The 11,512-nt window shown below is 69.6% G+C and carries 9 protein-coding genes; 2 read left to right on the top strand and 7 right to left on the bottom strand.

Features of this window, described 5'->3' with window-relative positions; genetic code table 11:
* Nucleotides 1-30: 30 nt before the first annotated feature.
* The 4 genes from parC to G5B46_RS13940 form a co-directional block, all read right to left on the bottom strand.
* Nucleotides 31-2,310 carry a DNA topoisomerase IV subunit A gene (gene parC, locus G5B46_RS13955; RefSeq protein WP_165259519.1) on the bottom strand — a complete coding sequence of 760 codons (2,280 nt, stop codon included), beginning with the start codon at nt 2,308-2,310 and terminating at the stop codon, nt 31-33.
* A gap of 77 nt (nt 2,311-2,387) precedes the next feature.
* Nucleotides 2,388-2,600, bottom strand: a complete 213-nt coding sequence (locus G5B46_RS13950; RefSeq protein ID WP_165259517.1) for a hypothetical protein — start codon at nt 2,598-2,600, stop codon at nt 2,388-2,390.
* A gap of 88 nt (nt 2,601-2,688) precedes the next feature.
* On the bottom strand, nt 2,689-4,113 hold the full coding sequence (locus G5B46_RS13945; RefSeq protein WP_165259515.1) for a HAMP domain-containing sensor histidine kinase: 1,425 nt from the start codon (nt 4,111-4,113) through the stop codon (nt 2,689-2,691).
* The gene (locus G5B46_RS13940; RefSeq protein ID WP_058350497.1) at nt 4,110-4,775 is read right to left on the bottom strand and encodes a response regulator transcription factor; all 666 of its coding nucleotides are present in this window, start codon (nt 4,773-4,775) and stop codon (nt 4,110-4,112) included. Before G5B46_RS13940 ends, G5B46_RS13945 begins: the two co-directional genes overlap by 4 nt.
* A 122-nt stretch (nt 4,776-4,897) precedes the next feature.
* Here G5B46_RS13940 and G5B46_RS13935 point away from each other — a divergent pair, with 122 nt between their 5' ends.
* Nucleotides 4,898-7,732: a TonB-dependent receptor gene (locus G5B46_RS13935; protein ID WP_165259513.1), complete on the top strand. Its 2,835-nt coding sequence runs from the start codon at nt 4,898-4,900 to the stop codon at nt 7,730-7,732.
* 18 nt (nt 7,733-7,750) lie between these two features.
* Here the strand turns inward: G5B46_RS13935 and recO are convergent, their stop codons facing one another.
* Both recO and G5B46_RS13925 read right to left on the bottom strand, forming a co-directional pair.
* Nucleotides 7,751-8,482, bottom strand: coding sequence for a DNA repair protein RecO (gene recO, locus G5B46_RS13930; RefSeq protein WP_165259511.1), 732 nt, complete (start codon nt 8,480-8,482; stop codon nt 7,751-7,753).
* Between the two features lie 16 nt (nt 8,483-8,498).
* Nucleotides 8,499-9,377: an arylamine N-acetyltransferase gene (locus G5B46_RS13925; RefSeq protein ID WP_165259509.1), complete on the bottom strand. Its 879-nt coding sequence runs from the start codon at nt 9,375-9,377 to the stop codon at nt 8,499-8,501.
* Nucleotides 9,378-9,537: 160 nt separating this feature from the next.
* Between G5B46_RS13925 and G5B46_RS13920 the strand changes: the two genes are divergently transcribed.
* A complete protein-coding gene (locus G5B46_RS13920) occupies nt 9,538-10,518 on the top strand; it encodes a hypothetical protein (RefSeq protein ID WP_165259507.1) in 981 nt (326 codons plus the stop codon).
* On the opposite strand, the gene era is transcribed toward G5B46_RS13920, so the two are convergent.
* Nucleotides 10,515-11,465, bottom strand: a complete 951-nt coding sequence (era, locus tag G5B46_RS13915) for a GTPase Era (protein ID WP_058350501.1) — start codon at nt 11,463-11,465, stop codon at nt 10,515-10,517. The two genes, G5B46_RS13920 and era, sit on opposite strands and share 4 nt — an antisense overlap.
* Nucleotides 11,466-11,512 lie beyond the last annotated feature (47 nt).

The raw sequence follows: 11,512 nt of genomic DNA, 5'->3' as shown, positions 1-11,512 counted from the left end.
GCCGAAGACGCCGGCTCCCGCCATATCACATCACTTGGGACGGAAGCGCTTCTGGGTCGGGAAGCCCTTGGGCGCCAGCTTGCCGGCGCCGGCCCGGCGACCCACGAAGGTCTGCCAGTCGGTCCATTCGCGGCGACGCAGCGCCGTGTCGATCCAGTAGGCGCCGGTCTCGGCGTTGAACGACAGGCCGTCGCGCAGGCCGCCCTCGCGATAGGCCTGCAGTTTCACGCCCTTGCCGCGCGGCATCTCCGGCAGCTCTTCCAGCGGGAAGATCAGGATCTTGCCGTTGTCGCCCACGACGGCCAGCTGGTCGCCGACGGCTTCCAGGCAGAAGGCCGCGCCGGCGGCGTCGACGGTCAGCACCTGCTTGCCCGCCTTGCGGTTGGCCAGGGCCTCCTCCTCCGGCAGCAGGAAGCCGTAGCCCTGCTTGGAGGCCAGGATTCGCTTGCGGCCCGCCTTGAACGGGAAGACATCGATGATCTTCACCTTGTCGTCGAGCTCGATCATCATCCGCACCGGCTCGCCGTGACCGCGCGCCGACGGCAGGTTGGCGCAGCCCAGCGTGAAGAACCGGCCGTCCGAGGTGAACAGCAGGAGCTTGTCGGTGGTCTCGGCCGGGACCAGGAAGCCCAGCTTGTCGCCTTCCTTGAACTTCAGCTCGGACGGATCGTCGATCTTGCCCTTGGCCGCGCGGATCCAGCCGCGCTCGGACAGGATGATGGTGATCGGCTCGCGCACGATCATCGCCTCGATGGCGGCGTCGGCGTCGACCACCGGAGCCACGTCGAAGACCGAGCGGCCGGTCACGCCCGTGGGACGCGGCTTGTCCAGCGGATGCTTGATCTTGATCAAGCTGGCGCGCACCTGGCGCAGGCCAGTGCCCACCAGGTCCCACTGCTTCTTGTCGCTGGCCAGCATGGCCAGGATGCCGTCGCGCTCTTCCACCAGTTCGGCGTGCTCGCGACGGATCTCCATCTCCTCCAGCTTGGCCAGCTGGCGCAGGCGGGTGTTGAGGATGGCGTCGGCCTGGATGTCGCTGAGGGCGAAGGCCGCCATCAGCTTTTCCTTCGGCTTGTCCTCGTAGCGGACGATGCGGATCACCTCGTCCAGATTGAGGTAGGCGATCAGCAGGCCGTCCAGGATGTGCAGGCGGGCTTCGATCTTGGCCAGGCGGTGGCGAGCCCGACGGGTCAGCACCTCGCGGCGGTGGGCCAGGAACGCCATCAGCGCCGACTTGATGCCCATCACCCCGGGGGTGCCGCGCGCGTCCAGCACGTTGATGTTGACCGAGAAGCGGCTCTCCAGCGCCGAGAGCTTGAACAGGCTCTCCATAAGCACTTCAGGCTCGACGTTCTTGGACTTCGGCTCGAGCACCAGGCGGATGTCCTCGGCGCTCTCGTCACGGACGTCGCCCAGCAGGGCGGCCTTCTTGCTCTCGATCAGGTCGGCCAGCTGCTCGACCAGATCCGACTTCTTCACCTGATACGGGATCTCGGTGACGACGATCTGATAGGTGCCGCGGCCGGTCTCCTCGCGCTCCCACTTGGCGCGGGTGCGGATGCCGCCGCGGCCGGTCTCGTAGGTTTCCAGCAGGGAGGCGGCCGGCTCGACGATGACGCCGCCGGTCGGGAAGTCCGGCCCCGGCACGCGTTCGAGGATATCGGCGGTCGTCGCCTCGGGGTTGGACAGCAGCAGCAGGCAGGCGTCGATCAGTTCGGCCGGGTTGTGCGGCGGGATCGAGGTCGCCATGCCCACGGCGATGCCGGCCGAACCGTTGGCCAGCAGGTTCGGGAAGCCCGACGGCAGGACCACCGGCTCCTCGTCCTGGCCGTCATAGGTGGGCCGGAAATCGACCGCGTCCTCGTCGATGCCGTCGAGCAGAAGCGTCGCCGCCTCCGTCATCTTGCATTCGGTGTAACGCATGGCCGCGGCGTTATCGCCGTCGATGTTGCCGAAGTTGCCCTGCCCCTCGACCAGCGGGATGCGCTGAGAGAAGTCCTGGGCCAGGCGCACCAGGGCGTCGTAGATCGACTGGTCGCCGTGCGGGTGGAAGTTACCCATCACCTCGCCGACCACCTTGGCGCACTTGCGCGCGGCGGCCTCGGGGTTCAGGCGCATGTTGCTCATGGCGTAGAGCACGCGACGGTGCACCGGCTTCATGCCGTCGCGGACGTCGGGCAGCGCCCGCGAGCCGATGGTCGACAGCGCATAGGCCAGATAGCGCTTGGACAGCGCTTCGGTCAGCGGCTCTTCGAGGATGCGGTCGCCGTCGCCGGGACCGCCGGGGGGAGGAAGGACGGGCTTGTTCATCAGTCAGATTCGTTTCGGCCCGCCAGCCTAGCAGATATGCGGCGCTCGATTCGAGGCGGCGGCGGGGTTTTTGCGGCTTATCCGGCCGCGGGCGCCCCCAGAACGGCCCCTGCCCGCTCCACGAGGTCGATCACCGCCTCGTCGCGCCACACCTCGATCGTCTCGGCGCTGGCGTGATCACGCAGCAGCGACAAGGCATGACGCCGGTAGGCGTTGTCGGCCAGGTCCTGGATATCGACTGCGGTGGCGACCTGGTTACCGGCCAAGCAGACGAACGTGTAGGTTTTCATCACAGCCCTCGCCGCGACCCTATCACGCCGAGCGGCGCCGTTGGTCGCCTGCCCGACAGATCACGGCATTGGGAACGGCCGTGTTTGCTCAGGCTTCGGCCGCGCTGCGGGCCGGCAGGGCCAGGGTCACGCGCAAACCGCCGATCGGGGCCCGCCCCAGCGTCAGCGCACCGTCGTGCAGTTCGGCCAGTTCCAGGGCGATCGGCAGGCCAAAGCCGTGCCCCTGACCGCGCTCGTCCAGGCGGCTGCCCGGCACCAGGGCCGCGGCGGCGGCCTCGTCGGTCAGGCCCGGGCCGTCGTCGTCGATGTCGAGCACCACCCGCGCGCCCTCGCGGCGGCCGGTGACCCGCACCGTGCGCTCGGCGAACTTCCAGGCGTTGTCGAGCAGGTTGCCGGTCATCTCGTCGAAGTCCTGCGGATCGCAGGCGACATAGAGATCTTCGGCCACGTCGAGTTCGGCCCGCACGCCGGCGGCGGCGTGGATGCGCGACAGGGCCGCCACCAGGTCGTCCAGGCGCGAGCGGACCGGCAGGGCCGGACGCCCCGGCGCCCCCGGCGAGGCGGCGCGGGCGCGGCCCAGGTGATGGCCGATGGCCCCGTCGATCTGGGCGATCAGGCTGGCCAGGCTGCCGTCGGGATCGCGCCCCGGCTCGGCCAGCCGCACGGCCAGCGTGGCCAGCGGCGTCTTCAGGCCATGGGCCAGATTCGAGACATGGCTGCGCGCCTTCGCCAGCGCCTGCTCGTTGTGGTCCAGCAAGGCGTTGAGCTCGGCCACCACCGGGTCGAGTTCGCGAGGCTGCTTGCCCTCGATGCGGCGCTGCTCGCCCGCCCGCACGGCCGCCAGCGAGGCGCCGAGCTTGCGCAGCGGCCGCAGGCCCAGCTCCAGCTGGCCGATCATCGCCGCCAGCAGACCAACGCCCAGCACGCCCAGCGACAGCAGCAGCGGCCGCAGGCCCTCGTCGCGCATGCGGTCGCGGATGTATCGCGGCGCGCCGGCGGTGACGGTGACCGGCCCGCGGCTGGTGCTGATCGTCAGGGTGCGGAAATAGAAGCTTTCGTTCCAGCCGCTGCGCGAGCGCCAACGACGGGATTCCTTGAGCGGCGCGGTCGGCGGCTTATCGGGACGCATCTCGCGCTGAGGCATGCGATCACGGTCGCGGTCGCGCTCCGGACGGGGCCAGGGCGGCGGCCCCTCCCCCTGCCGGGGCTCGACCGCGGCCACGGTCTGCGAGCGCAGCACGCCCGCCGGTCCCTTGACCACCCAGGCCCAGCCCGCGCCGCGCCGGACGAACGGGCCGACCGACTGGATGCGGTCCTGGTCGAGCGAACCGTCGGACTTCACCGCCCGGGCCAGCACCGAGATCTGCGATTCCAGGCTGGCGTCGACGTTGCGGCGAACGAACTGGTCCAGCGTCGGGCGGATGCTCAGGGCCGCCAGCACCACGGCCACGATGGTGAACAGCACGCCGCTGATCAGCAGTCGCGCGCGGATGGAGTTCAGAGGACCGCTCATGCCGCTCCCGCCGTCAGGCGATAGCCGCGGCCACGCACGGTCTCGATCATCTCATGGCCGATCTTGCGCCGCAGCCGGCCGACGATGACCTCCAGCGAGTTGGAATCCCCGCCTGCGTCGCCCTCATAGGCCTGCTCCAGGATGTCCATCCGCTCGACCACCACCTCCTTGCGCAGGATCAGGCACGACAGCACCCGCCACTCGAAGCTGGTCAGCTTCAGCGGCATGCCGTCGAACTCGAACCCGCCCATCTGGGCGTCGAAGGTCAGGCGGCCGCAGACGATGCGCGGACCGTGATGCCCGGCGGAGCGGCGCACCAGCGCCCGCAGGCGCATGACCAGTTCCTCCACCCGGAAGGGCTTGGTCAGATAGTCGTCGGCGCCGGCCTTGAAGCCCTCGACTTTCTCGGTCCAGCCGTAGCGGGCGGTCAGGATCAGCACCGGCAGCGGCCGGTTCTGGGCTCGCCAGCCGCGCAGCACCGACAGGCCGTCCTGCTTGGGCAGGCCCAGGTCCAGCACGGCGGCGGCGTAGGTCTCGGTGGCGCCAAGGTGCGCGCCCGTCTCTCCGTCGGCGGCGATATCCACCGCGAACTGCTCTTCGCGCAGGGCCTGGGCGATGCTTTCGGCCAGCGGCGCGTCGTCTTCGACCAACAGGATGCGCATCCGCAATCCTTAGCCGATGAACCCAAACCGAACCTGAACCAGTTCGTTCAGGCTACGTCGAGGTTGGGTGCGTTAGAGAGGCTGCAATCGAGGGATTCGGTTCGAGCCGTGGGGATGAGGAAATGACGAGGAAGATGGCCCTGCTGGCGGGCCTGCTGGGCTGCGTCACGCCGACGATGCTGTACGCTCAGGAAACGGCCCAACCGGCCCAGACCCAGCGCCCGTCCGCCCAGCAGGTCCCGTCCGACGCCGATATCGACACCGAGGTCGAGGGCATCGTCGTCACGGGCCAGCGCCAGTACGGCTCGGTCATCGGCGACATCCAGCCGGAAACCACCTTCAGCGCCGCCGACGTGCGCTCGCTCGGCGTCAGCTCGGTCACCGAACTGCTGTCGGAGCTCGCGGCGCAGACGACCAGCGCCAGCGGCGCGGCCCCCGTCACGCTGCTGAACGGCCGGCGCATCTCGGGCATGGGCGAGATCCGCGACATCCCCACCGAAGCCATCCAGCGCGTTGAGGTCCTGCCCGAGGAAGTGGCGCTGAAGTACGGCTATTCGGCCGACCAGAAGGTGGTCAACGTCGTGCTGCGCCAGCGCTTCCGCGCCCGCACCGGCGAGATCAGCCTGGCGGCGCCCACCGACGGCGGCCAGACCACCGAGCAATTCGATTCCAGCACCCTGCGCCTCAACCGCCAGGGCCGCCTGAACACCGCCTTCAAATACGCCCACAGCGACAAGCTGCTCGAAAGCGACCGCGACATCACCTCGCGCTCGGCCAGCAGCGACTATGTCGGCGACGTCACGCCCTTCCGCACCCTGCGTCCGCGCACCGACAGCCTGTCGTTCAACACCGTCTACAACCGCGTGCTCGAGAACGGGATCTCGGCCACGGTCAACGGCAGCCTGTCCTACGACCAGAGCCAGTCGCTGTCGGGCCTGGCTCGCGCACAATTCGACGTGCCGGCCGCCAGCCCGTTCTCGCTGTCAGGCGACGAAGAGGCCGTCTATCGCTACCTGACGGATCTGGGCGCGATGGAGCAGTGGAACCGGTCCTGGAACGCTCATGGCGGCTTCACGCTGGACGGCTCGATGAAGTCCTGGCGCTGGAACCTGACCGGCAACTACGACCACGACGAAAGCCGCACCAGCACCGACCGCGCCCCCCGGGTCGACGAGCTGCAGGACCGGCTGGACGACCTGGATCCCACCTTCGATCCGCGCGCCGGCCTCCCGACCGGCGACTTCCTGAAGGACCGCGCCAGCTCGACCAGCGACACGCTCAATACCCAGCTGGTGATGAACGGCGCCCTCAAGCGCCTGCCGGCGGGCGACATTTCCTCCACCGTCAAGCTGGGAGCCGAAGGCGCCTGGGTGGACTCCTGGTCCCGCCGCAACACCGCCACGGGCGCCACCGAGAGCAGCGTCGACCTGTCGCGCGGCACGGCCAACGCCCAGGTCAGTTTCGACGTGCCGATCACCAGCCGGAAGAACAACTTCCTGGCCCAGGCCGGCGACCTGTCGGCCAACCTGAACCTGTCGGTGAACCAGCTGTCGGACTTCGGGACGCTGACCTCGATCGGCTACGGCCTCAACTGGTCGCCGATCAAGCCGGTCAGCTTCATCGTCTCGATGAACAACCAGGAAAACGCGCCCAGCATGTCGCAGCTGGGCGGCGCGCAGGTCACCACGCCCGACGTGCAGGTGTTCGACTACGTGCGCGGCGAAAGCGTCCAGATCGTCCGGCTCAGCGGCGGCAACCCCGACCTGAAGGCCGAGGAGAAGAAGGTCCTGCGGGTGGGCGTTACGCTGAAGCCGCCGGTCGTCGAGGGGCTGTCGATCAACGCCAACTACACCCACTCGCGCACCGACAATCCGATCTCCTCGTTCCCCAGCGCCACGGCGGCCACCGAGGCGGCCTTCCCCGACCGCTTCTTCCGCGAGGACCCGACGGTCGATGACCCGATCGGCCGCCTGATCCGCATCGACGCGCGACCGGTGAATTTCGCCAAGCGCGAAAGCGACCAGATCCGCTGGGGCCTCAACTTCAACCGCCAGATCGGCAAGACGCCGCCGCGTCCGACCCCCACGCCCGAGGAAATGCAGCGCTGGCGTGATCGCCAGGGCCAGGGTGAAGGCCGGGGCGAAGGTCGCCGCGGCCAGGACGGCCAGGCGGCCGGCGGTCAGCAGGCTCAAGGCCAGACACCCCAGGGCCAGGCGACGCAGGGCCAGCAAACCCAGACGGCCGAAGGCGCCCAGCCTCCCGGCATGGAGCTGCTGCAAGGCGCCATGCGCCAGGGCGGCGAGCAGCGCGGCGGGGGCGACAACGCTCAGCCGCCGTCCGATGGCCCGCGTCCGGGCGGCGACCAGGGCGGTCCCGGCGGCGGTTTCGGTGGTCCGGGCGGTCCTGGCGGCTTCGGCGGCCGTGGTCCCGGCGGCGGCTTCGGCGGTCCGCCTCCCGGCTTCGGCGCGGCGCGCCTGCAACTGGGCCTCTTCCACACCGTTCGCCTGCGCGACCGAATCTACATCACCGACGGCGGAACCCCGCTCGACCTGCTGGACGGCGACGCGCTGGGCAACAGCGGCGGCTCGCCCCGCCACGAGGTCGAGGCCCAGGCGGGCCTGACCAAGAACGGCATGGGCATGCGCCTGACGGCCAACTGGCGCAGCGCCACCGAGGTGACCGGCGGCACGACGGGCAGCACGACCGGCACGCTGAAGTTCTCGGACCTGACGACGGTGAACCTGCGCCTTTTCGCCAACCTGGGCGCCCGCCGCGAGCTGGTGGCCAAGTATCCGGTGCTGCGCGGCACGCGGGTGACCTTCGGCGTCACCAACCTGTTCGACGAGAAGCAGCAGGTGCGCAACGCCGCCGGCGGCACGCCGATCACCTACCAGGAGGACTACCTCGATCCGCTCGGCCGCAGCGTGAAGCTGAGCGTGCGCAAGGTGTTCTTCTAGGACTGGCCGGGGCGGCTGCTACAGCCGCCCCGCCTCGCCCAGCCGGTCCAGCAGCCACATGCGGGCCGGCGGCAGCGGGCGGTTCAGCGGGCCGAACACGAACTGCTCCAGGAAGTGGCCGGTGATGTCGAGCCCGGCCTTCACGTCGCCCTCGGACAGCCCGCCTTGCGACGACAGCAGGAACGGCGGCAGCGGCAGCAGCTTGTCGTGATAGGGCGCGCCGGCCTTGCGGCTGACCGCCCGCCCGGTGCGCGGGCTGACATAGACCAGATCGTCGACATCCCCGGTGGCCGCGCACTTCGAGAGATCCAGGCCAAAGCCCAGGTCCTGCAGCAGCCCCGCCTCGTAGCGCACATAGACCGCCGGCCAGATGTCGGGGATCTCCAGCACCCGGATCAGGGTCTCCAGGGCCAGGAACGCGCCGGGATGCGGCTCGCGCTCGGGCAAGGCGCCGGCGGCGACGGCGGCGGCCGACTGCAGGCCAGCCAGCGCCAGGCGATCATCGAACAGCGACGAGGGCCCCTCGCCCATCGGCTCCAACTGGGCCGAGCCCAACTGGTCGGCGACCCGGGCGCGATAGCGGGCGATCACCCGTGCGCCCGCCTGCAGGAACGGCTTCATGCGCCGCGAGGCCGCGCCGGCCACGTGGGCGACGAACTTGCCGCGGTCTTGGGTCAGCAGTTCGACGATGGCGCCGGTCTCGCCGTGCGCCCGCGCCGACAGCACGAAGGCGTCGTCTTCCCATTCCATCACCGGGAGCGCTCCACTAGGCGGGGGTCCCCCAGGCCACGACCTTCTCCAGCACCGGCCGCCACTCGGGCTCGACCGGCAGGCCGATCACGTCGCGCAGGATCGCCTCCAGTTCGTCGACCGACAGGTCGCGCTGTTCGATCAGCGCGCCGGTGGCGTCGCGATGGGTCAGGCGGTTGTTCTTCAGCGCGAAACGGTCGGTCGGCGTCGTGCGCCCCACCGTCATGCTCCAGGTGAAGTGCGAACTGGGATGGGTGTAGGTGAAGAAGTTGGCCTGCTCGTAGTCGACCGCCGCCCAGGCGCCCTTGGCCACCTGGTAGAGCGGCGCCCAGCGGCCGGACAGGTCGGCCTGCACCTGCCGTTCGACAACCCCGTCATGCGAGGCGTCGACGATGCGGAAGGCGCCGTTGGGGCTGTGCTGCTCGCCGTCGGCGAACAGCCGCAGCGGCGCGGTCAGCACGCAGCCGCCAAAGCCCGCGTCGGCCAGCCAGGTCTCGCCTTCCAGCGTCACGCCCAGCACCTGGTGCGAGCGCGGACGCGGCGGCGCGCCCTCAGGCGCCATCCACAGCACGCGGGCCATCAGCCCCTCGACCTCGAAGCCGAGCGCCGCGAGCACCCGCTTGAGCAGGCTGTTCTGCTCGTAGCAGTACCCGCCCCGACCAGCCCCGATCAGCTTGGCGTCGACCTCGGCGGGAACGATGCTGATCCCCCGCCCCAGCAGAACATCGAGGTTCTCGAACGGGATCGCGTCCGGATGCTTCTGGCAGATGGACCTCAGCACCGCGAGCGTCGGCTCGCGCGGGCCCTCGTAGCCGATGCGGGCCAGATAGGCGTCCAGATCGACCGCCGGGGCGGCGGGTGCGGGCGTGGCGGTCGTAGTCTCGAGGGGACGCAAGAGCTGGGGCCTTCCATGACGTTCGGAGCCTCAAAGGCTGCCGGAGCCGGGCGAAGTCAACCCCGCGCCAATCGCCCGACAAGCGACCGATGGTTGAGTCAATTCACGCAGCTTGCTAAGCGCGAGCATGCGCCATGCGTACGGCGCGGTGGGGGATTGCATGATCGACACTTTCGCCAGCCCGGCCCCGCGCCGCCGGCCCAAGCCGCCGATCACCTGGCCGGCCTTCGTGCTCGTCGCGATCGCCGCGGCGGCCGCCGCGATCGCCTATGGTCTCTATCGTGGTCCGCAGTTCTCGTCGGGCTTCACCTCGAACGCGCTGACGGCGGCCTTCAACGCTGCGCTGATTCCGACCCTTCTGGGTACGCTGGCGTTCTGGTGCCTGCTCTATTTCGGCTACGTGCGCTGGAAGCACGAGGCGCGCGGCCCGGCCTATTTCAACGCTTTGCTGGCGATCATCTTCGCCTGCCTCTTCCTCAGCCCCTTCGCGCGCCACCAGGTCGAGGTCTACAAGGCCGGCGACGTGAAGGGCATGGAAGCGGCGGTAGCCAAGGTCAACGCCCGCGCCGTCGCCGAGGAACAGGCCGCCCGCGCCGAGTTGACCAAGGCTCTGGACGCCTGCGCCCGCGAGATCCGCCTTGATCCCGAAGTGCTGCTGACGGCGGGCGACCGCAAGGCGGCCCGCGAACGGATCGGGGTCGCCCGCGCCGCCGCCGAGGCCTATCACGCCGGCTATCCCGAACGCCTGGCCAAGGCCCGCGTCGCCTTCGTCGCCGCCGTCGGCCAGGCCAAGGTCTCGCAGGAGGTCGCCGCCCGCAAGATCGCCGACTTCGACGACTCGGCGAAACTGCAGGTGCACCGCAGCGCCAAGATCCAGGAATGGGAGCAGGCGCTGTTCGACGAGGCCCAGGCCGGCATCGCCGCCCTCAGCCGCTCGCCCTGGAGGCCCTACGGCGACACCCAGCTGCTGTTTTCCAGCCGCGCCGACGGCGAGGCCTTCATCCTAGCCCAGCGCGAGGCCGGCGATCTGCGACTGAAGCTCCAGTCGCTGACCGCCGGAACGGCCAACGTGGTCATCACCGACCAGCCGATGATCCTGCAGACGCGCCAGCGCAGGCCGATCGCCGACGTCTACGGCTAGACGTCGAAGTCCAGCCCCATGTCGCTGAACAGGCCGCGTTCCTCGGCCCAGTTCTCCTTGACCTTCACGTGAAGGAAAAGGTGGACCTTGCGGTCGAGGATATCCTGCAGCTCCTCGCGCGAGGCCTGGCCGATCCACTTCAGCACCTGGCCGCCCTTGCCCAAGACGATGGCGCGCTGGCCCTCGCGCTCGACATAGATGGTCTGCTCGATGCGGGCGCTGCCGTCGGCGCGCTCCTCGAACGAGGTGGTCTCCACCGAGGCCGCGTAGGGCAGTTCCTCGTGGACGCGCAGATAGATCTTCTCGCGGGTGATCTCGGCGGCCAGCAGGCGGGCCGGCAGGTCGGCCGTCTGGTCTTCCGGATAGAGCCAGGGGCTCTCCGGCATCATCGAGGCCAGCTTGGCGGTCAGGTCGTCGACGCCCGCACCGGTCTCGGCGCTGATCATGAACACGTCGGTGTAGACGCCGGTGTCGAAGAAGTCCTTGGCGACGGCCAGCAGGGTGTCGCGCTTGATGCCGTCGATCTTGTTGAGGGCCAGGATCACCTTGCGGCCGCTCTCCTTGAGCGCCTCGATGATGGTCTGGACGTCCTGCACGGCGCGGTGCTCGGCCGGGGTGGCGTTGCGCGCGCGGTCGGCCAGTTCGGCCTGCACGTCGACCAGGTGGACGGTGACTTCGGCTTCTTCCGAACCGGCCCAGGCCGAGCGCACCATGGCGCGGTCGAGGCGGCGGCGCGGGCTGAAGATCCCGGGGGTGTCGACGAGAACGATCTGGGTGTCGCCGGCCAGGGCGACGCCGCGCACGGGGAAGCGCGTCGTCTGCACCTTCTGGGTGACGATCGAGACCTTGGCCCCGACCATGCGGTTGACCAGGGTGGACTTGCCGGCGTTCGGCGCGCCGATGATGGCGGCGAACCCGGCGCGGGTGTTGGAGGTGTTTTCAGTCATTGGGCGTGCGTGTAGCACAGCAGCACTGCAAAAGCCCTCCCCCATCA

The organism is Caulobacter sp. 602-2 (genome assembly GCF_011043625.1).
Classification (GTDB): domain Bacteria; phylum Pseudomonadota; class Alphaproteobacteria; order Caulobacterales; family Caulobacteraceae; genus Caulobacter.
This window is presented reverse-complemented; position numbering and strand designations above follow the sequence as displayed.